This window comes from Frigidibacter sp. MR17.24 (assembly GCF_037095655.1).
Lineage (GTDB): Bacteria > Pseudomonadota > Alphaproteobacteria > Rhodobacterales > Rhodobacteraceae > Frigidibacter.
In genome coordinates this window covers 1,061,425-1,080,644 of sequence record NZ_JBAWKE010000001.1, presented here as the reverse complement: position 1 = coordinate 1,080,644, position 19,220 = coordinate 1,061,425, and the positions used below count along the sequence as shown (strand labels likewise).

Annotated in this window: 17 protein-coding genes and 1 tRNA gene; 12 read left to right on the top strand and 6 right to left on the bottom strand. The window is 71.2% G+C overall.

Annotation, left to right across the window (positions count from 1 at the left end):
• Window positions 1–214 precede the first annotated feature (214 nt).
• Window positions 215–850 (top strand): hypothetical protein, encoded by a 636-nt coding sequence (locus V8J39_RS05085; protein ID WP_336459759.1) that lies wholly within the window; start codon window positions 215–217, stop codon window positions 848–850.
• A 48-nt stretch (window positions 851–898) separates the two neighbouring features.
• On the opposite strand, the gene V8J39_RS05080 is transcribed toward V8J39_RS05085, so the two are convergent.
• The 4 genes from V8J39_RS05080 to V8J39_RS05065 all read right to left on the bottom strand — a co-directional run bounded on the left by V8J39_RS05080 (window position 899) and on the right by V8J39_RS05065 (window position 3,724).
• A complete protein-coding gene (locus V8J39_RS05080; RefSeq protein ID WP_336459758.1) occupies window positions 899–1,906 on the bottom strand; it encodes a S8 family serine peptidase in 1,008 nt (335 codons plus the stop codon).
• 170 nt (window positions 1,907–2,076) lie between these two features.
• Window positions 2,077–2,673: an HD domain-containing protein gene (locus V8J39_RS05075; protein ID WP_336459757.1), complete on the bottom strand. Its 597-nt coding sequence runs from the start codon at window positions 2,671–2,673 to the stop codon at window positions 2,077–2,079.
• Between the two features lie 167 nt (window positions 2,674–2,840).
• On the bottom strand, window positions 2,841–3,065 hold the full coding sequence (locus V8J39_RS05070) for a hypothetical protein (protein WP_336459756.1): 225 nt from the start codon (window positions 3,063–3,065) through the stop codon (window positions 2,841–2,843).
• Window positions 3,065–3,724: an alpha/beta hydrolase gene (locus V8J39_RS05065; RefSeq protein ID WP_336459755.1), complete on the bottom strand. Its 660-nt coding sequence runs from the start codon at window positions 3,722–3,724 to the stop codon at window positions 3,065–3,067. The genes V8J39_RS05070 and V8J39_RS05065 overlap by 1 nt, the downstream gene beginning before the upstream one ends.
• A 216-nt stretch (window positions 3,725–3,940) precedes the next feature.
• On the opposite strand from V8J39_RS05065, the gene V8J39_RS05060 reads away from it, so the two are divergent.
• From V8J39_RS05060 to V8J39_RS05020, 9 genes are all read left to right on the top strand, one after another.
• Entirely contained in the window at window positions 3,941–4,414 is a 474-nt protein-coding gene (locus V8J39_RS05060) for an Rrf2 family transcriptional regulator (RefSeq protein ID WP_336459754.1), read from the top strand.
• A gap of 85 nt (window positions 4,415–4,499) precedes the next feature.
• Entirely contained in the window at window positions 4,500–5,546 is a 1,047-nt protein-coding gene (locus tag V8J39_RS05055; RefSeq protein WP_336459753.1) for a cysteine desulfurase family protein, read from the top strand.
• A 51-nt stretch (window positions 5,547–5,597) separates the two neighbouring features.
• Entirely contained in the window at window positions 5,598–7,136 is a 1,539-nt protein-coding gene (gene sufB / locus V8J39_RS05050) for a Fe-S cluster assembly protein SufB (RefSeq protein WP_336459752.1), read from the top strand.
• A 23-nt stretch (window positions 7,137–7,159) separates the two neighbouring features.
• Window positions 7,160–7,786, top strand: a complete 627-nt coding sequence (locus V8J39_RS05045) for a hypothetical protein (protein WP_336459751.1) — start codon at window positions 7,160–7,162, stop codon at window positions 7,784–7,786.
• A gap of 89 nt (window positions 7,787–7,875) precedes the next feature.
• Window positions 7,876–8,631: a Fe-S cluster assembly ATPase SufC gene (gene sufC / locus V8J39_RS05040; RefSeq protein WP_336460205.1), complete on the top strand. Its 756-nt coding sequence runs from the start codon at window positions 7,876–7,878 to the stop codon at window positions 8,629–8,631.
• On the top strand, window positions 8,631–9,926 hold the full coding sequence (locus V8J39_RS05035) for a SufB/SufD family protein (protein WP_336459750.1): 1,296 nt from the start codon (window positions 8,631–8,633) through the stop codon (window positions 9,924–9,926). Before sufC ends, V8J39_RS05035 begins: the two co-directional genes overlap by 1 nt.
• Window positions 9,923–10,411, top strand: coding sequence for a YIP1 family protein (locus V8J39_RS05030; RefSeq protein ID WP_336459749.1), 489 nt, complete (start codon window positions 9,923–9,925; stop codon window positions 10,409–10,411). Before V8J39_RS05035 ends, V8J39_RS05030 begins: the two co-directional genes overlap by 4 nt.
• Window positions 10,411–11,004 carry a YIP1 family protein gene (locus tag V8J39_RS05025; protein ID WP_336459748.1) on the top strand — a complete coding sequence of 198 codons (594 nt, stop codon included), beginning with the start codon at window positions 10,411–10,413 and terminating at the stop codon, window positions 11,002–11,004. Before V8J39_RS05030 ends, V8J39_RS05025 begins: the two co-directional genes overlap by 1 nt.
• Window positions 11,005–11,022: 18 nt before the next feature.
• Window positions 11,023–12,252, top strand: coding sequence for a cysteine desulfurase (locus V8J39_RS05020; RefSeq protein WP_336459747.1), 1,230 nt, complete (start codon window positions 11,023–11,025; stop codon window positions 12,250–12,252).
• A 191-nt stretch (window positions 12,253–12,443) separates the two neighbouring features.
• Here V8J39_RS05020 and V8J39_RS05015 read toward each other — a convergent pair whose 3' ends face one another.
• Window positions 12,444–13,538, bottom strand: a complete 1,095-nt coding sequence (locus V8J39_RS05015; RefSeq protein WP_336459746.1) for an endonuclease/exonuclease/phosphatase family protein — start codon at window positions 13,536–13,538, stop codon at window positions 12,444–12,446.
• A gap of 149 nt (window positions 13,539–13,687) precedes the next feature.
• Here V8J39_RS05015 and V8J39_RS05010 point away from each other — a divergent pair.
• Window positions 13,688–13,764 (top strand) — tRNA-Arg (locus V8J39_RS05010).
• Between the two features lie 551 nt (window positions 13,765–14,315).
• Window positions 14,316–15,965 carry a hypothetical protein gene (locus V8J39_RS05005; protein ID WP_336459745.1) on the top strand — a complete coding sequence of 550 codons (1,650 nt, stop codon included), beginning with the start codon at window positions 14,316–14,318 and terminating at the stop codon, window positions 15,963–15,965.
• 655 nt (window positions 15,966–16,620) lie between these two features.
• Here the strand turns inward: V8J39_RS05005 and V8J39_RS05000 are convergent.
• The gene (locus tag V8J39_RS05000) at window positions 16,621–19,209 is read right to left on the bottom strand and encodes a methyl-accepting chemotaxis protein (protein WP_336459744.1); all 2,589 of its coding nucleotides are present in this window, start codon (window positions 19,207–19,209) and stop codon (window positions 16,621–16,623) included.
• Window positions 19,210–19,220: the final 11 nt, after the last annotated feature.

Sequence of the window (19,220 nt, the reverse complement as noted above, 5' to 3'; positions counted from 1 at the left end):
ACATTTCGGAAAGCGCGCGGGCATGCGGGCAGGACAGGCGGACCGCCCCGACGCGGCGCTGCAGGCGGTGGCGCGCTGGTCAGGGGCGTGGCGGTCGGTGGCGCGCTGGTCAGGGGCATGGCGGCTAATCGCACAGCGGCGAGCGGCGCGGGCCGTGACGGCGCGCGCGACATCCCTGCCTTTGCCGATGCCAGTGCCGGCCGCGGCGGGGCCCGTGGCCGGGCGGGCATGGCACTGGCGGCAGGCGCGGCGGGGGATCGGGCCGGGGATCGGGCGGGCGCTGGTGGCGCTGGCGCTGCTTTCGGGCGCGCCGGCGGCGGGGCAACCGTGGTCGGGCGATGCCGGGGCGGCCCTGCGCGAGCGCACGGCGCTGATGGACATCTTCGCCGGCTCGCGCCGGTCGGACGCGGCCCGAAGCCTCGGGCGCGGCGGCTACGAGCTTGCGGGCGGCGGCCGCATCGCCTTCGCCGACTGGTACCACGCCGACCGCGCCGAGGTGAACCTGCGGCTGGTGACGGCGCTCGGGCGCGGCGTCGCGGTGATCTGGGGCGTCAGCACCGGCGAGAGCGGGCCCAAGTACCGCATCGATCCCGGCCTCTGGCTCGGGCTGGGCTACAGCCGCGAGACCGGGCCGCGGACGGTGCTGTCGATCTCGGCCGTCACGCTGCTCGGCGGCCGGCTGGTCGAGCGCGACTGCAAGGCCGACTACGGCGCGATCGGCGGGCTGCGGCGGGTCAACTGCCGGCTCGCGGCCGGGCTCCTGCCGCCCGAGGAGACGCTGCGCTACCGCCTGCAGATGTCGGGGCGGGCCGAGACGCAGCTGGTGCTGCGGCTCGAACATGCGTTCTAGGCGGCGGCGCGGCCGCCCCGCGGGCGGGCGCCGCGGCGGAGGCGGGCCTCAGCGGATCGCGTCGGGGGCGAGGGCGCGCGACAGGCTGGCCTCGCCGCGGCCGTGCAGGCCGGGGTCGAAGCCCGCGATCGTGTCGGTGCGCGCGGTGGTCAGCAGTTGCGTCGCGATCTGCGGCGCGGTCGCGCCCTTGAACTTCTGCCCCACGATCGCGGCATAGCCCGACACGATCGGCGCCGCGAACGAGGTGCCGGCAAGCCCGGTCTTCGCGCTCTCGACCCCGACCGACAGGAACTGGCCCTGCACCGTCTCGTCCGCGCCGGCGAAGTTCGAATAGCCCGTCAGCCGCGACTGCGCCTCGGGCGTGCCGTTGCGGTCGAGCGCGCCGACGAAGATCGTGCCCTGCACGCCGGTCAGATAGGTGTTCAGCGCGTCGATCCGGCCCTGCCGGTTGGCGCTGCCGATCGCGACGCCGTCGTTGCCGGCCGATTTCACCACCACCGCGCGGCCCGTGTCGGCCAGCGTCCGGATCGAGCGTTCCTGCGCCGACCAGCCGATCTGGTCGAACGGGACCGAGGCCGCGACCGGCGAGCCGTAGCTGAGGTTGAGCACGTTCAGCCCGCCCCTCGGCACCACCGCCCGGCCCGAATAGAAGCTTTGCGTGGCGAAGCTGGCGCCGGGGGCGATCATCCTCGCCTCGTCGCGCACCCACTCGCCGTGGCGCTGGTTGCGGACCCCGGTCCCGAGATTGCCGCGCAGCCGCTGGGTCGAGGTGAAGTCGTCGATCACCGTCACCGTGGTGCCCTTGCCGGTCCAGCCCTGCGCCCAGGCGGCGCCGACCTCGGGGCTCATCCAGTCGCGCAGCGGCGCGAGGGCGAGCGCGCGGGGCCGCGCTGTGGCGCTGGCCTCGGGCAGCGGCGCGAAGAGCGGCGCGCCGCGGGCGGGTGCGGCCGCGGGTTCGGCGCGCGCGGCGGGCGCCGCGGTCAGCGTCGCCAGCGCGGCGCACAGCGCCAGCGCGGCCAGGGCGCCGCGGCGCGGGCGGGCAGGGGAATGGGTCATCGGTCGCGTCTCCTGAAGCCTCGGGGTCAGGGACAGGATGGCCGCCGGATTGTGGCGGCGATCCGGCGGGGCCGCGACGCGGGCGGCAAGAATGCCGCGGATTTCCGGCGATCCTCCGGCGATCCCCCCGGGGGGCGCGCGCGGCCAACCGGCGGCTCAGTCCCGGCGGATCAGTCGAAGAACGGCCGGGCGCGGGCGCGCACCCAGTCCCAGACCCGCGGCAGGCCGCGGGCGATCTTGACCCCGACCCGGGCCTCGAGCTGCGGCCAGGTCACCTGGTATTCCGTCCAGGTGCCGCCGCCGGCGGCGATGTTCTGCAAGACCGGCTGCACCCGGTCGAGCGACTTGGCAAAGACCGCGTCCGGGCTCTCGTTGGCCTCGAACTCGTGCCACAGCGCCAGCAGCGGCGCGCCCTGGTCCTCGGGCAGCAGGCCGAAGATCCGCGCCGCCGCCGCCGCCTCGGCGGCCTGGATCGCGGCCGAGCCATGGGCCTGGCCGCCCTGCGAATGGATCGGCACGTCGCCGACGTCGATCTCGACCAGGTCATGGATCAGCAGCATCCGGATCACCCGGTCGATCGACACGCCCTCGGGCGCCTCGCCGGCCAGCGCCAGCGCATAAAGCGCTAGGTGCCAGGAATGCTCGCCGGAATTCTCGCGCCGCGCGCCGTCGGTGATGGTGGTCCCGCGCAGCACGGTCTTCAGCCGGTCGGCCTCGGTCAGGAAGGCGAACTGGCGGGTGAGGCGGTCTTCGGGGCTGTCTGTCATGGCGCGGTCCTACCACCGCCGCCGCCCGCGCTCAATCGCGCCGCCGCCTTTCGCCTTGGCCGAAATATCCCGGGGGTGAATTGGCCGCAGGCCAAGAGGGGGCGGCGCCCCCTCGCTGCCGCGGGCAACCCCTCGCTGCCGCGGGCGCCCCGTCGCGGCCGCCCGGCTCAGCCCTCGCCGCGCCGTGCCTGCAGCGCGGCCTCGAGGAAGCGGCGGCCGCGGATCTCGGCCAGCCGCAGCCGGACCGAGGTCATGAACGCCTCCTGCAGCGTCGGAGAGAGCGCGCCGACCGCCGCGCTCACCTTGTCGTAGAAGCGGTCGTCGTCGAGCTCGGGCTGCGCGGCCAGCACGTCGCGGGCCAGCGCATCGGCGAGATCGTCGACCAGCGCCATCAGCGCGACCCCTCGGTCAGCCGCCGCGCGACATAGTCGCTGACATGCTGGATCATCGGGGTCATGTGCGACTCTTCGTCCTTGAAGAAGTGGTCGGCGCCGTCGATCGTCTCGTGGCTGATGGTGATGCCCTTCTGCTCGCGCAGCTTGCCCACCAGGCCGTTGACGTCCTTGGGCGGCGCGACCCGGTCGGCCGAGCCGTTGATGATCAGCCCCGAGGAGGGGCAGGGCGCGAGGAACGAGAAGTCGTACATGTTGGCCGGCGGCGCGACCGAGATGAAGCCGGTGATCTCGGGCCGGCGCATCAGAAGCTGCATGCCGATCCAGGCCCCGAACGAGAAGCCCGCGACCCAGCAGTGCTTGGAGTTCGGGTTCATCGCCTGCAGGTAGTCGAGCGCCGAGGCCGCGTCCGACAGCTCGCCGATGCCCTGGTCGTATTCGCCCTGGCTGCGCCCGACGCCGCGGAAGTTGAACCGCAGCACCGTGAAGCCCAGCCGGTAGAAGGCGTAATGCAGGTTGTAGACCACGCGGTTGTTCATCGTGCCGCCGAACTGCGGATGCGGATGCAGCACGATCGCTATCGGCGCGTCACGGTCCTTCTGCGGGTGGTAGCGGCCTTCGAGCCGGCCTTCGGGGCCGGGAAAAATCACTTCGGGCATCGCGCCTGCTCGGTTGCGGGCCCCGGTCGCGCAGCGCCAATCTTGACGCTTTCGCTCGGCTACCCTAGAAACGTTCTAAAGAGCCCGCGCGGGGCTCTCGTGCGGGTTGCAGTTAAGCGGCCCTGCGGATGGCGTCAATGTTCTTGCACGCGGGCCGGGGCCGGGGCATGGCCGGAGGCGGGCCGCGGCGGGGCGGATCGGGAAAGGCCGGGCGGGATGAAGCTTTCGACCAAGGGGCGCTACGCGATGGTGGCGCTCGCCGATCTGGCGGTGACCGGGGCGGCGGCCAAGCCGGGCAGCACGGGGCTGACGACGCTGGCCGAGATCTCGGACCGCCAGGACATCTCGCTGCCCTATCTCGAGCAGCTGTTCGTCAAGCTGCGCCGGGCGGGGCTGGTGGAATCGGTGCGCGGCCCCGGCGGCGGCTATCGCCTGGCCCGCGCGCCCGAGACGATCCGGGTGTCGGAGGTGCTCGAGGCGGTCGAGGAGACGGTGAGCGCGATGCACACCGGCGCGGGCGCGACCGGCGGCGTGTCGGGGACGCGGGCGCAGTCGATGGTGAACCGGCTGTGGGAGAGCCTGTCGGCGCAGGTCTACGTGTTCCTGCACGCGACGACGCTGCAGGACGTGGTGAAGAATGGGCTCAAGCCCTGTCCGGCGGTGCCCTCGCTGTTCCGGGTCGAGGATTGAGGGCGGCGCCCGGGGAGGCCGGCCGGGGGGCGCTGCCCCCCGGACCCCCCGGGATATTTGAGCCAATGCGAAAGAGGACGGAGCAGTGACTGCGCGGGTCTACCTGGACTGGAATGCGACGGCGCCGATGCGGCCCGAGGCGCGGGCGGCGATGCTCGGGGCCATGGAGCTGCTGGGCAACCCGTCCTCGGTCCATGCCGAGGGGCGGGCCGCGAAGGCGCTGATGGAGCGGGCGCGGGCGGACATCGCCGATGCGCTCGGGGCCGACGGGGCCGACATCGTCTTCACCGGCAGCGCGACCGAGGCGGCGGCGCTGGCGATGGCGGGGCGGGGGCTGGCCACCGCGCCGATCGAGCACGAGGCCGTCAGCGCCTGGGGGACCGGCGCGCTGCCGGTCGCGGCGGACGGGCGGGTCGCGGTGGCCGATCCGGGCGCGAGCGCGCTGCAGCTGGCCAATTCCGAGACCGGCGTGCTGCAGGAGCTGCCGGCGGGGCTGGCGGTGACGGACCTGACCCAGGCCTTCGGCAAGGTCGCCTTCGCCTTCAACTGGCTCGACTGCCGGATGGGCCTGGTCTCGGCGCACAAGCTTGGCGGGCCCAAGGGCGTGGGCGCGCTGGTGGTGCGGCGCGGGGTCGAGGTCGCGGCGCAGATGCGCGGCGGCGGCCAGGAGATGGGCCGGCGCGCCGGGACCGAGAACCTGGTCGGCATCGCGGGCTTCGCCGCCGCCACCACCGCCGCGGCGCGCGATCTGGCCGACGGCGTCTGGGAGCGGGTCGCCGATCTTAGAAATATTCTAGAACAGGCGGTGGCATCGGCCGTCCCGAATGTTACATTTGCGGGAAAGCAAAGCCCGCGGCTGCCCAACACCACCACGCTGATCCTGCCCGGCTGGAAGGGCGAGACGCAGGTGATGCAGATGGATCTCGCGGGCTTCGCCGTTTCGGCGGGCTCGGCCTGCTCTTCGGGCAAGGTGCGCGCAAGCGCCACCCTGGCCGCGATGGGCTTCGACGGGACCGCCGCCGCCTCGGCGGTCAGGGTCTCGATCGGGCCTGCGACCACCGAGGAGGAGATCATGCGATTCGCCGAGGCCTGGGTGCGGGCCGCGCAGCGCCACCTGTCGCGCGCTGCCTGAGACAACAGATCAAGTATGCACCGCAAGGTGCCGCAATGAAACGGAAACGACATGACGCTGGATGAAAAGATCGACACGAGCCCCGACCTTGAGGTGCGCGAGGGTGTCGACCGGGAAACGGTCGAGACCGTCCAGAACATGGGCGCCTACAAGTACGGCTGGGAAACCGAGATCGAGATGGAATACGCCCCCAAGGGCGTGACCGAGGACATCGTCCGCCTGATCTCGGCCAAGAACAACGAGCCGGAATGGATGACCGAGTGGCGCCTGCAGGCCTTCGCCCGCTGGAAGGAGATGGAGGAGCCGCGCTGGGCGATGCTTCACTATCCCAAGATCGACTACCAGGACCTGTATTACTACGCCAAGCCCAAGAGCATGGCCGAGAAGCCGAAGTCGCTGGACGAGGTCGATCCCAAGCTGCTCGCGACCTACGAGAAGCTGGGGATCCCGCTGAAGGAGCAGATGATCCTGGCCGGGGTCGAGGGCGCGGAGGCCGCGCCGGCCGAGGGCCGCAAGGTCGCGGTCGACGCCGTGTTCGACAGCGTCTCGGTCGGGACCACCTTCCAGAAGGAACTGGAGAAGGCGGGCGTCATCTTCTGCTCGATCTCGGAAGCGATCCAGAAACACCCCGAGCTGGTGAAGAAATACCTCGGCTCCGTCGTGCCGCAGACCGACAACTTCTTCGCCACGCTGAACTCGGCCGTCTTCTCGGACGGGTCCTTCGTCTACATCCCGCCGGGCGTGCGCTGCCCGATGGAGCTGTCGACCTATTTCCGCATCAACGCCGAGAACACCGGCCAGTTCGAGCGCACGCTGATCATCGCCGACAAGGGCAGCTACGTGAGCTACCTCGAGGGCTGCACCGCGCCCAAGCGCGACACCGCGCAGCTGCACGCGGCGGTGGTCGAGCTGGTGATCCTCGAGGATGCCGAGGTCAAGTATTCGACCGTGCAGAACTGGTTCCCCGGCGATGACGAGGGCAAGGGCGGGATCTACAACTTCGTCACCAAGCGTGCCGACTGCCGCGAGGCGCGGGCCAAGGTGATGTGGACCCAGGTCGAGACCGGCTCGGCCATCACCTGGAAATACCCCAGCTGCATCCTGCGCGGCGCGGAAAGCCAGGGCGAGTTCTACTCGATCGCCATCGCCAACAACATGCAGCAGGCCGATACCGGCACCAAGATGATCCACCTGGGCCGCGACACCAAATCGCGCATCGTGTCCAAGGGCATCTCGGCCGGCCGGGCGCAGAACACCTATCGCGGCCTGGTCAGCATGCACCCGAAAGCGAAGAACGGGCGCAACTACACCCAGTGCGACAGCCTGCTGATCGGCGACCAGTGCGGGGCCCACACGGTGCCCTACATCGAGGTCAAGAACAACTCGGCCCGGGTCGAGCACGAGGCCACCACCTCGAAGGTCGATGACGAGCAGCTGTTCTATTGCCGCCAGCGCGGCATGGACGAGGAAGAGGCGGTGGCGCTGGTCGTCAACGGCTTCTGCCGCGAGGTGCTGCAGGCGCTGCCGATGGAGTTCGCGATGGAGGCCCAGAGCCTGGTGGCGATCAGCCTCGAAGGCTCGGTTGGCTGAAGACGTCGGCTGAGAGGCACGCCATGGTCGAGATCGACACCGTCAAGAAGCCGTTCGCCTTTCCGGACGGCACCCGGCCCGAGCTGACGCTGCCGGTGGCCGAGGGCGAGCGCCTGCGCGCGGCCTATGCCGCCGCGGAGGTGATCCTGGAATACGGCGCCGGCGGCTCGACGGTGCTGGCGGCGGACATGGACGGCAAGACCATCACCTCGGTCGAGAGCGACGCGGCCTGGATCGCGGGGATGCAGCGGTGGTTCGCGGCGAACCCCGGCCGCTCGCCGGTGACGTTCCACCATGCCGACATCGGCCCGACCGGGCGCTGGGGCAAGCCGGTGGATGACGAGCGCTGGCGGTCGTTCCACCTGTACCCGCTGGGCGTCTGGGAGCGCGAGGATTTCGCGCATCCCGACGTGGTGCTGATCGACGGGCGGTTTCGCGTGGGCTGCCTGCTGGCGACGGCGTTCCAGATCCGCAAGCCGGTGACGGTGCTGTTCGACGACTATGCCGACCGGCCGCGCTATGCCGAGGTCGAGCGCTGGGTCGAACCCGACGAGATCTGCGGCCGGATGGCGGTCTACCGGCTGGTGCCGCGGCTGTTCCCGGTGCGCGACCTGGCCGGGATCATGGAGTTGATGACGCGCCCGCTGTGAGCGGCCGCGTCCCTGCGATCGGGGCCGCGGGCCCCACCCCTGACACGCGGCCGCCGAGGCGCGCCGCCAAGATGACTGAAAGGACGAACATGCTGGAAATCCGCAACCTCCAGGTGAAGCTCGAGGACGAGGACAAGCAGATCCTCAAGGGTCTTGACCTGACCGTCGAAGCCGGCCGCGTCCACGCGATCATGGGCCCCAACGGCTCGGGCAAGTCGACGCTGTCCTACGTGCTGTCGGGCCGCGACGGCTATGAGGTCACCGGCGGCAGCGCCACGCTGAACGGCGAGGACCTGCTGGAGATGGAGCCCGAGGAGCGTGCCGCGGCGGGCCTGTTCCTCGCGTTCCAGTACCCGGTCGAGATCCCGGGCGTGGGCAACATGACCTTCCTGCGCACCGCGGTGAACGCCCAGCGCAAGGCGCGCGGCGAGGAGGAGATCAGCGCCGCCGACTTCCTCAAGCTGGTGCGCGAGAAGGCCAAGACGCTGAACATCGACGCCGAGATGCTCAAGCGCCCGGTCAACGTCGGCTTCTCGGGCGGCGAGAAGAAGCGCAACGAGATCCTGCAGATGGCGATGCTGGAGCCGAAGATGTGCATCCTCGACGAGACCGACTCGGGTCTCGACGTCGACGCGATGCGGCTGGTGGCCGACGGCGTGAACGCGCTGCGCGACGCGGGCCGCTCGTTCCTCGTGATCACGCACTACCAGCGGCTGCTCGACCACATCAAGCCGGACGTCGTGCACATCATGGCCAATGGCCGGATCATCAAGACCGGCGGCCCGGAACTGGCGCTGGAAGTCGAGCAGAACGGCTATGCCGACCTGCTGTCCGAGGTGGAATGATGGCGGTGGCTTCCCTCAAGGACGACCGCCGGGCCGAGGCGACCTCTGCCCGGCTCGCGGCGGTCGCGGCGCCCGCGGGCGGCTTCACCGCCGAGGCGCGGGCCGCGGCGCTGGCGCGGCTGCAGGCGATGGGCCTGCCCGGGCGGCGCGACGAGTACTGGCGCTATACCGACCCCGCGGCGCTGAACGCGGTCGCGGTGCCGGCCTCGGAGCCGTTCGGTCCGGATGACGAGATCTTCGCCGCGACCGACCGGCTGCGCATCGTCTTCACCGACGGCGCCTTCGACGCCGAGGCCTCGGACGCGCTGGACGGCACCGGGATCGAGATCGCGCGGCTGGCCGAGGCCGACGGCGCGGCCGACATCCACTGGGCCAAGGGCCTGTACGGCACGCTCGAGGCGGCCGGCCAGTCGCCGGTCGCGCGGCCCTATGCCGCCTTCGCGACCCATGCCGCGACCGATGGCGTGCTGATCCGCGCCACCGGCAAGGCGGCGCGCCCGGTGGCGATCGAATACCGCCAGAGCGCGGCCGACACCGAGGTGGTGCTGCACCACGTCGTCAAGGTCGAGACCGGGGCCGAGGTCACGCTGCTTGAAACCGGGACCGCCGCGGCGCGCTTCGTCTCGTCGATGGAAGTCGACGTGGCCGAGGGCGGGCGCTTCCACCACGTGCGGGCGCAGGGCCGGGCCCATGACCGCCGCGCGGTGACCCATGTCTTCGCCCGCATCGCCGAGGGCGCGCTGTTCAAGAGCTTCACGCTCGCGCTGAACGGGCGGCTGACGCGCAACGAGGTGGTGATGGACATCAAGGGCGACGACTGCGTCGCCCATGTCGCTGGCGCGGCCGTCGGCGACGGCGGCGACTTCCTGCACGACGACACCGTCTTCATCACCCATGACGCCGTCGGCTGCGAAAGCCGGCAGGTGTTCAAGAAGGTGCTGAAGAACGGCGCCACCGGCGTGTTCCAGGGCAAGATCCTGGTGAAGCAGGGCGCGCAGAAGACCGACGGCTACCAGATCAGCCAGTCGCTGCTGCTGGACGGCGACAGCCAGTTCCTGGCCAAGCCCGAGCTCGAGATCTACGCCGACGACGTCAAGTGCTCGCACGGGTCGACCTCGGGCGCGATCGACGACGTGGCGCTGTTCTACCTGCGCTCGCGCGGGGTGCCGCTGGCGGATGCGCAGGTGCTGCTGGTGCTGTCCTTCCTCGGCGACGCGATCGCCGAGATCGAGGACGAGGACCTGCAGGCGGCGCTGGTCGCCCGGCTCGAAGGCTGGCTGATCCGGCACAGATGAGCCTCTGGTCCGAGATCGCGGCCCCCTGGCGGGGCCCCCGTGCCGCGATCCGGGCCCGGCTGACCGAGGGCCTGCGCGAGGATCGCACCCTCGCGCGGCTCGCGGGCGGGTGCCTGGCGCTGTTTCTCGCGCAATGGCCGGGGATACTGCGCGCGGGCGCGCTCAACCCCGCGATCCCGCCCGAGGCGCGGGTGGGCGGCGCGGCTCTGGGCACGCTGCTGATCGCGCCCCTCGGGTTCTACGCGCTGGCCGCGCTCAGCGGCCTCGCGCTGCGGCTGGCGGGGCGCCCGGGCGGCAGCTACCTGGCGCGGCTCGCGCTGTTTTCCGCGCTTCTCGCGGTCTCGCCTCTGGTCTTGGGGCAGGGGATCGTGGCAGGGATCGCGGGGCCGGGGGTCGTGACCACCGCCACCGGGATCGCGGTCTGGACCGCCTTCCTGTGGCTGTGGCTCGCGGGCCTGGGCGCGGCGATGGACGAGAGGGCGTGATGTCGGTGGATCTTTCGGGGCTTCTGGGGCTGGCGCGGCTGTCGGTGGCCGAGCCGCGGCGCGCCGCGCGCTTCCTGATCGGGACCGGGCTGCCGATGCCGGTGCGCTGGCTGGCGCTGGTGACGGTGGTGGTCTGCTCGGTGGTGCTGGCGCAGGCGACGATGATGATCCTCGGCGCGATCCCGGCCGATGGCGCGGCGCCGCTCGGGGCCGCGGTCTCGACGGCGATCGTGCAGGCGGGGGTGATGCTGGTGATCTCGGCCGGGATCGCGCAGGTCGGCCGCGCCGCCGGCGGGCGGGGCGGCTTCGCCGACGCGCTCCTGCTGGTGGTCTGGGCCGAGGTGACGCTGCTGCTGCTGCAGGTCGCGCAGCTGGTGGCCGGCCTCGCGGTGCCGCTGCTCGCCGACCTTCTGCTGGTCGCGGGGATGGTGATCTTCTTCTGGCAGCTCACCCAGTTCACGATGGAGCTGCACGGCTTCACCAGCGCGGTGAAGGTGTTCTTCGCGCTGCTCGGGGGCTTCTTCGTCGCGGGTTTCGTGATGCTGACGGTGCTGGGCATCGTCGGGCTGACGCCCGCCGGCATGGGATTTTAGAAGATGGAGGGCCCGCTGATGGCTCAGGGTTACGATGTCGAGGCGGTGCGCCGCGATTTCCCGATCCTCTCGCGCGAGGTCAACGGCAGGCCGCTGGTCTATCTCGACAACGGCGCCTCGGCGCAGAAGCCGCAGGCGGTGATCGACGCGGTGGTGCAGGGCTATGCCCAGGACTATGCCAATGTCCACCGCGGGCTGCACACGCTCTCGACCATCTCGACCGAGAAATACGAGGCCGTGCGCGGCAAGGTCGCGCGGTTCCTCGGCGTCGCCGACGAGGACGAGATCGTCTTCACCTCCGGCACGACCGAGGGGCTGAACCTCGTGTCCTACGCCTGGGCCGCGCCGCGGCTGCAGCCCGGGGACGAGATCGTGCTGTCGATCCTCGAACATCATGCCAACATCGTGCCCTGGCACTTCCTGCGCGAACGCCAGGGCGTGGTGCTGAAATGGGTCGAATGCGAGGCCGACGGCTCGCTCGACCCGCAGCGGGTGATCGACGCGATCGGCCCCAAGACCCGGCTCGTCGCGGTCACCCACATGTCGAACGTGCTGGGCACGCTGGTCGATGTCGCCGCGATCTCGGCCGGCGCGCGCGCCAGGGGCGTGCCGGTGCTGGTCGACGGCAGCCAGGCCTCGGTGCACCGCCCCGTCGACGTGCCCGCGATCGGCTGCGACTTCTACGCGATCACCGGCCACAAGCTCTATGGCCCCTCGGGCTCGGGCGCGATCTGGATCGCGAAAGAGCGGATGGCCGAGATGCGCCCCTTCCTCGGTGGCGGCGACATGATCCACGAGGTGTTCCGCGACACGGTCAGCTACGCCAGGCCGCCGATGCGGTTCGAGGCGGGCACGCCGGGCATCGTCAACCAGATCGGGATGGGCGTCGCGCTCGACTACCTGATGGGGCTCGGCATGGAGAACGTCGCCGCGCACGAGGCCGCGCTGCGCGACTATGCGCAGCAGCGCCTGGCCGGGCTGAACTGGCTGACGGTCCAGGGCACCGCCCCGGACAAGGGCGCGATCTTCTCGTTCACGCTGCAGGGCCCGGCCCATGCGCATGACATCTCGACCGTGCTCGACCAGAAGGGGGTCGCGGTCCGCGCCGGCACCCATTGCGCGATGCCGCTGCTGCAGCACCTCGGCGTCACCGCCACCTGCCGCGCGAGCTTCGGCCTCTACAACACCCATGCCGAGGTCGACGCCCTGGTCGACGCGCTCGAACTCTGCCACGACCTCTTCGGCTGAGCGCGCCCCCCCGGTCGCGCCCGTCCCCGCGCCCGTCCCGCCGCCGCCCTCGACTTTGCCGAAATATCCCGGGGGAGCCGCGGCACGCGGCCGGGGGCAGCGCCCCCGTCCGACGCTCCCGCACCGCGCCCGCCGGCGGAGCGGCCCCGGACGACGGCCCTCTTCCGCCCCATCCCGTTTCCCCGCCGGCGCTAGTCCTCGTCCTCCCAGTCCGACCCGATCGGCTCGCGGTCGCGGGCGCGCTCGGTCCGGACCATGTCGCGGATCTCCTCGCGGTCCTCGTCGCGCACCTCCTCGGGGGCCTCTCCGCCCTCGACCGGGGCAAGCTGCAGGCGGAACAGCATCGGGAAGTGATCCGATCCGACATGTTCCAGCCGCCGCATCTCGACCAGCCGGAACCGGGCATCGTGGAACATGTGGTCGAGCGGCCAGCGCAGGAACGGATAGCGCGCGTCGAAGGTGTTGAAGAAGCCGCGCCCGACCCGCGGGTCCATCAGCCCCGACAGCCGCTGGAACCGGCGCGTGGTATGCGACCAGGCGACGTCGTTCAGGTCGCCCGCCACCACCACCGGCAGCGGGTCCTTCGCCGCCTCGATCCCGACGAGACCGATCTCGGCGTCGCGGCCCTCGCTGTCGTGATAGGGCACCGGCGGCTCGGGGTGCACGACGTACAGCCGGAAGTCCTCGCCGGTGCGCAGACGGATCCGGGCCCGGATCGAGGGCACGCCTTCCAGCAGCAGTTCGCGCAACTCGTGCTCGGCGATCTCGAGACGCGACTGCAGCGTCATGCCATAGCCGTTGTCCTGCGGGTTCATCACCCGGTGCGGATAGTCGTCGTCAAGCGCCGAGAGCGCCTCGGCCCAGTCGTCGTCGATCTCGAGCCCCATGACGATGTCGGGATCCTCGCGCCGGATCGCGGCGATCAGCCGGTGATAGGCGCGGTTCGACTGCTTGACGTTGCAGGCCAGCAGCGTGACCTGGGCCTCGGGCACGGCATGGCGCGGGCGATGCGACTGGCGCCGCCAGAGGGGCGTGAAGATCACGACCAGCGCGCCCTGCGCCACCGCCGCGACCACCAGTGCCAGCGCCCAGGCCAGGTTCCAGGGTGGCGGTTCGAGGGCCCAGAACAGCACCGCCAGCAGCAGGCACAGCACGATCGCCTGCAGGCGCGGGAAGTCGAGGCTGCGGATGGCGCCGTGGGGGAGGCGCAGGAACGAGGCGGCGGTTGCGAGTATGGTGGCTGCGCCTGCGATGCAGAGCAGCCAGTGGCTGAGTTCGCCAAGCATTCCGGGGTCCTTGGTACCTTGCGGGACTGCGGCGCGACGCCGCGGGCGGCCGGGGCCCGGCCTGCGGGAAGTGAACCGTTCCGTCGGGCAGCGGTTCCCCGGAAAGGTGGCTTGCAGTGCCCGGAACCTGCCGCTATAGGAAAGGCCACGCACCCGTAGCTCAGCTGGATAGAGCGTTGCCCTCCGAAGGCAAAGGCCACACGTTCGAATCGTGTCGGGTGCGCCACTCCCCCTTTGATAGTTGTCCGTGATCAAGCGGTTGGTCCGTCGCGGGCGCTGCGGCGCCTGTCGGCAGGGACCGGCGCCACGCCGGCTGCGGCACCGATCCGTCCCTCTGTCCCCCGTCGGCGAGCGGTCCCCCGATCCCCGCGCGGGGCCGGGCGTTGGCCGGGCCGGCCAGATCCGCCGCAGCGCGATCGGCGCGACGGAACCGCGGCGGTGCCGCGTTCCATGGCGCGTCCGGGCGAGGTGCTTCGGGCGGCGTTCGGCGACGGGAATCGGTCGTGCCGCGCGGCGCTCCACCGCGAATCGTTGCCTGCCGCGCGCCGCACCGTTTCCGCGCCGCAGCCAGCCGTTCCGCCGCGTCGCAAAATCGAAAAGCGGGTTCGCCCACCGCGGGTGAGAATGCGTGCCTTCACCCGCGAAGCGTGCGCGCGCGGGTGGCAAATGCCGCCTAACCCCTTTCCCCGCCGTCTTTCCATCGACCGGCCGCAGGGGCTCGGCTAGCTTCGGCGAGGCTTGGTCGAAGGGTGGCAGGGAGAGTTCATGGGGACGGGCATGATTGCGCTGCTGAGCTCGCTCCTCTTCTTTTCCGCGACCGCCTTCTTCCTCGACGACGAGGACGAGGCCGACCACAAGGACGACCAGGACGAGACCGAGGCCGACACGGATACGGCCGATGATGACGCCGAGGCCGAGGCCGCCGCGGCCAAAGCCGGCTCGGGCGAGCGGATCCGCGTGCTGTCGCATCGCCACACCGGGCAGGTCGTCGGCGAGGAGATGTTCGGCGCCAACGTCATCTACGGCGTGAACACCGAGGGCGGCCAGGTCACCGAGAATTTCGAGGAGGCGCTCGACAAGCTCGACGTCGACTACCTGCGCTTCCCGTCCGGCAAGGGCGACGGCGTCGATCCCGAGGACGAGGGCAAGGACTGGCTCGACGTCACCGACATCGACTACGACAGCGCCGGCAACCCGCACCTGAACGCCGAGGCGCAGGCCTTCCTCGACTGGGCGAGCGGCGACGCCAATGACGGCGAGGGCTATCAGGTCAAGCTGGTGGTCCCGACCAAGAGCATCCCGCTGGACGAGTACCAGGACTATTCCCGCCAGATCGAGGATTTCGCCTATCTGGTCGGGCGCGACTATCCCGACACCGTCGCCGTCTTCGAGATCGGCAACGAATACTACATCGACATGCCCGAGACCGAGTACGGCCAGAAGGCGGGCATCGCCGCCAAGGCGCTGGCCGACGGGCTGGAACGCGCCGGCCTCGACGAGGACGAGCAGCCGCAGATCCTCGTGCAGGTGGCCAACGTCTCCTCGGCCTCGGAATTCTCGCGCGCGCTCGACTCGCGGGGCTATGTCGACCGCATCACCGATGCCAACCAGCGCATCATCGACCAGCTCGACGACGAGAGCCGCGACGCGATCGACGGCGTGGTCGGGCACTACTACCTGCACACCGAGGGGCGCAGCATCGACCAGATGTCGTCGAAGGACAACCTGCTCAGCACCAAGTACGAGGTCTGGCAGAAGAACTTCGACAAGCCGCTGGACCTGCACGTGACCGAGTGGAACACCAGCCTGCACGATCCCTCGAAGGGGGGGCTCGCCTCGGCGCAGATGATGCTGACGCAGGTCGACACGATGGTGTCGATGGGCGCGTCCTCGGCCGATGTCTGGCCGGTGCAGCACAACACCCACAACGATCTCGCCGGCGGCAGCGACGACGAGGTCGAGACCGACGCGCAGGGCCATGTGACCAACACCGTGAACGGCATGGTCTTCGACCTGATGGCCGAGGCGCTGCCGGGGTCCGAGCGCATCGAGCTCGACCTGTCGTCGGAGTCCGACGACTACGGGGTCATGGCCTACGAATCCGACACGACCTCGACGATCTATGTCTTCTCGAAGACCGACGAGCCGCTCGACCTCGATTTCGATTTCAGCGAACTCGTCGGCCGTTACACCTCGGCCTATGGCCTGCTGGTGGGCATCGACGAGGACAATGCGCGCACCGACGGGATCCAGTATTCGGGCGGCAACGAGCAGGTGGCGGCCGACCATGTCACGGTCGACGGCGAGGCCTATTATTACAACGAGAACGACGCGGCCCCCGAGGCGACGCGCTTCGCCGTGCGCAGCCCGCGGCTGTCGCTGTCGCTCGACCCCTACGAATTCGTGCAGCTGACCTTCCGCCACTAGGCCTCCACCGGGCTGCCGCTGGTCTGCCGATGGGTTCCCGCGCAGAGGGCGCAGGCCAGACCGACCGCAGCGCTCAACGCCGGACGAGCCGCCCTGCCGACCGCGGGTCTAGGCGCCGGGCTCGTCAGCGGGCCGGGCACCGCCGCCGGGCCAACGCCCAGTCGGTCACGCCCGGCAAGGCCGGCCGGCGTCGCACGGACCGGTCGCCGCGCCCGGGCCGGCACCCCGTCCGGTCATGTGCGGCCGGCAAGGCCGGACGACTTGCCACAGATCAGGGCGTCATTGCCGAGCCAGGCGTTGAGCCGGGCGGCCCCGCCCGGTCGTGCGCGGCCACAAGGCAAGCGGGCGTTGCATGGGGCGGCGGCACTGCCGAGCCGGGGACCCCCGACCGGTCCTGCGCGGCAGCAGCGTGGCCCGCCGTCGCACGGGCCGGCGCCCCTGTCGAGCCGGGCGCCGCCGCGTCACCGCACGGCATGGCGCATTGCAAGGTCCCGGCGGCCGTGGCCGAGCCGATCATCGCGCCGATCGCCGGTCAGTCGCCCGGCCGTCCCCGGTGCCCTCCACCGGGCGGATCGCCAGTCCGGGCTGGGGGCGCATGGCCGCCTGCCCGGAGGGGCGGTCCGACTGCGGTGGCACCGGACCGGCGGCGCGGGGCTCAGAACTCTTCCCAGTCGCTGGTCGGGTCCGGCTTCACGGCAAGCGAGGTCAGCCGGCGCGCGGGGGCGGGAGAGGTCGGCGCGGCGCTCGCGGGGGCAGGCTTCGCGGCGGGGGCGCGGTAGGCGGGCGCCGGCGCGGGTGACCGGGCGGCCGGCGGGGCAACGCCGCGCCCGGTCGAGAATTGCGCCATCGTCGAGGTCAGAGTCTCGGCCTCGCGGTTCAGCGAATGGCTGGCCGCGGTCGTCTCCTCGAACATCGCCGCGTTCTGCTGCGTCACCTGGTCAAGCTGGTTGACCGCGGTGTTGATCTCGCCAAGCCCCGCCGACTGCTCGCGCGCCGAGGCGGCGATGTCGGCGACGCAGCTGTAGATCTCGGTCACAGAGGTCTGGATCCCGGTCAGCGCCTCGCCGGCTTGGCCGACAAGGTCGACCCCGCGCTTGACCTGGTGCGACGAGGCCGAGATCAGCCCGGCGATCTCGCGCGCGGCGTCGGAGGAGCGCTGCGCCAGCGCCCGGACCTCGGAGGCGACGACGGCGAAGCCGCGGCCGGCCTCGCCGGCGCGCGCGGCCTCGACCCCGGCGTTCAGCGCCAGCAGGTTGGTCTGGAACGCGATCTCGTCGATCACGCCGGTGATGCGGCTGATCTTGCCCGAGCTCTCCTCGATCTCGCCCATGGCGACCACGGCCTCGCGCACCACCTTGCCCGAGGTCTCGGCGTTGGATTTCGCCTGTTCGACCATGCGGTTGGCCTGGCCCGCCACATCCGCGGCCGAGCGCACCGACGAGGTCAGCTGATCAAGCGCAGCCGCGGTCTGCTCAAGCGTCGCGGCCTGCTGCTCGGTCCGGCGCGAGAGGTCGTCGGCGGCCGAGGAGATCTCGCGCGCCTCGCCGCGGATCGCCTCGGCATTGTCGACGACACCCTGGATCGCGGCGGAAAGCTGTTCGGTCGCGGCGTTGAAATAGCCGCGCAGCGTCTCGTAATCGGCATCGAAGGCGCTGTCGATCTGGGCCGACAGATCGCCCTGCGCCAGCCGCTCGAGGCCCAGCCGCAGCGCGTCGACGACGTGTTCCTGCGCCGCGACCATCTCGCTGCGGCGGGCCTCGGCGCGGATGCGCTCGGCCTCGGAGTCGGTGATGTCGGTGCCGATCAGCACCAGCGAGCGCAGCTGGCCCGTGCTGTTGCGCACGCCGGTGAAGCTGCCCTGCACCAGCGTCTCGCGCCCGTCCTGTCGGCGGATCGACAGCTGGCCGCTGATGGTGCGCCCCTCGCGCAGCTGCTGCATCAGCGCGCCCGGGCTGCCGCCGGCCAGGCTGATGCGGTCGGCAAACCCCTGGTCGCGCAGGCTTTGCAGGGTCTGGCCCAGCGCGGTGGCGAAGCGGTCGTTGGCGGCATGCAGCCGGCCCTCGGCATCCAGCTCGGCCCGCAGCTGCGCCGCGTCGATCCCCGCCAGCACCGCGGCCGAGCGCATCTGTTCGGTCACGTCACGCCATTCGGCGACATAGCCGATCAGCGCGCCCTCGGGATCGGTGACGCTGTTCAGCTCCATCTCGATCGTGGTGGCGCCAAAGCGCAGCTCGGTCCGGGCGGGCAGCGTCATCTGCCCCGGCCGCAGCGGCGCGCCGCCGCCCGCGGTCTGCAGCTGGTCCAGCGACAGGTCGGCAAGCGCCTTGGGATCGAAGCCCGGGACCCGGCCGCGGATCTGCGGCGCGAGCGTGGCCATCATCTGTCCCATCGCGCCATTGGCATAGCGCAGCCGCAGCGCGGGGTCGCACAGCATCATCGCCGCGGCGCTGGCCTCGAAGGCGGCGCCCTTGTAGCGGCCGTCGCGCACCCCGACCTCGGCCGCCTGCAGCGAGCCGCGCAACTGCTCGAGCGAGCCCGCGATGCTGCCGATCTCGTCGCGGCGGGCGCGGTGCGGCACATCGGCCGCAAGGTCGCCTGCCGCGACCGCGCGCATCGCCTCGCCGACCTGCAGCAGCGGCCGCGAGATCATCACCCGGAAGGTCGGGATCGTCACCAGCAGCGTGACCAGCAGCAGCCCGCCGCCGATCAGGTAGGCGTAAAGCTGCGCCTCGGCCACCTGCGCCAGCGCCCGGTCGACCGTGGTGTCGACCACGACCGCCCCGGCCAGCGCGTGGTCCTTGCCGAAGGTCGTGGTCAGCGCGTGCAGTTCGTTCTCGGGCAGCGACACGAGCGTGCCCGGGCTGGCGAGCGCCTGGCGCGCCGCCTCGGCCATCGCCGGGTCGGCCGTGCCGCGCAGGCCAAGCTGCTGCCCGTCGGCGTCGAACAGGCCGATGCCGGAGATGATGCCGTTGCTTTGGTCGAGCAGCGTGGTCATCATCTGGTCAAGCGCCTCGGGCTTGCCGAAGTGCAGCGCCGCCCCCGCATCGGCCGCGAGCAGCTCGGTGACCAGCGCGCCGCGGTTCTCGGTGAAATCGCGGGCGGTCTGGCCGGTGCTGGCGGCGTCGCGCGTCGCCATCAGCGCCACGATCACCGTGCAGCAGGCCGCGATCAGCAGCCCGGCCCGGACCAGGACCGAATGGTGCAGCGGGCGACGGATCGGGCCGGGATCGGTGGTCAGGGACATCGGGTCTCTCG

Bases quoted from the DNA above. Each gene is read 5' to 3' on its own strand.
- V8J39_RS05080 (WP_336459758.1), bottom strand. From the start codon at position 1,906: ATGACCCATTCCCCTGCCCGCCCGCGCCGCGGCGCCCTGGCCGCGCTG.
- V8J39_RS05075 (WP_336459757.1), bottom strand. From the start codon at position 2,673: ATGACAGACAGCCCCGAAGACCGCCTCACCCGCCAGTTCGCCTTCCTG.
- V8J39_RS05070 (WP_336459756.1), bottom strand. From the start codon at position 3,065: ATGGCGCTGGTCGACGATCTCGCCGATGCGCTGGCCCGCGACGTGCTG.
- V8J39_RS05065 (WP_336459755.1), bottom strand. From the start codon at position 3,724: ATGCCCGAAGTGATTTTTCCCGGCCCCGAAGGCCGGCTCGAAGGCCGC.
- V8J39_RS05060 (WP_336459754.1), top strand. From the start codon at position 3,941: ATGAAGCTTTCGACCAAGGGGCGCTACGCGATGGTGGCGCTCGCCGAT.
- sufB (WP_336459752.1), top strand. From the start codon at position 5,598: ATGACGCTGGATGAAAAGATCGACACGAGCCCCGACCTTGAGGTGCGC.
- V8J39_RS05045 (WP_336459751.1), top strand. From the start codon at position 7,160: ATGGTCGAGATCGACACCGTCAAGAAGCCGTTCGCCTTTCCGGACGGC.
- sufC (WP_336460205.1), top strand. From the start codon at position 7,876: ATGCTGGAAATCCGCAACCTCCAGGTGAAGCTCGAGGACGAGGACAAG.
- V8J39_RS05035 (WP_336459750.1), top strand. From the start codon at position 8,631: ATGGCGGTGGCTTCCCTCAAGGACGACCGCCGGGCCGAGGCGACCTCT.
- V8J39_RS05030 (WP_336459749.1), top strand. From the start codon at position 9,923: ATGAGCCTCTGGTCCGAGATCGCGGCCCCCTGGCGGGGCCCCCGTGCC.
- V8J39_RS05025 (WP_336459748.1), top strand. From the start codon at position 10,411: ATGTCGGTGGATCTTTCGGGGCTTCTGGGGCTGGCGCGGCTGTCGGTG.
- V8J39_RS05020 (WP_336459747.1), top strand. From the start codon at position 11,023: ATGGCTCAGGGTTACGATGTCGAGGCGGTGCGCCGCGATTTCCCGATC.
- V8J39_RS05015 (WP_336459746.1), bottom strand. From the start codon at position 13,538: ATGCTTGGCGAACTCAGCCACTGGCTGCTCTGCATCGCAGGCGCAGCC.
- V8J39_RS05005 (WP_336459745.1), top strand. From the start codon at position 14,316: ATGATTGCGCTGCTGAGCTCGCTCCTCTTCTTTTCCGCGACCGCCTTC.
- V8J39_RS05000 (WP_336459744.1), bottom strand. From the start codon at position 19,209: ATGTCCCTGACCACCGATCCCGGCCCGATCCGTCGCCCGCTGCACCAT.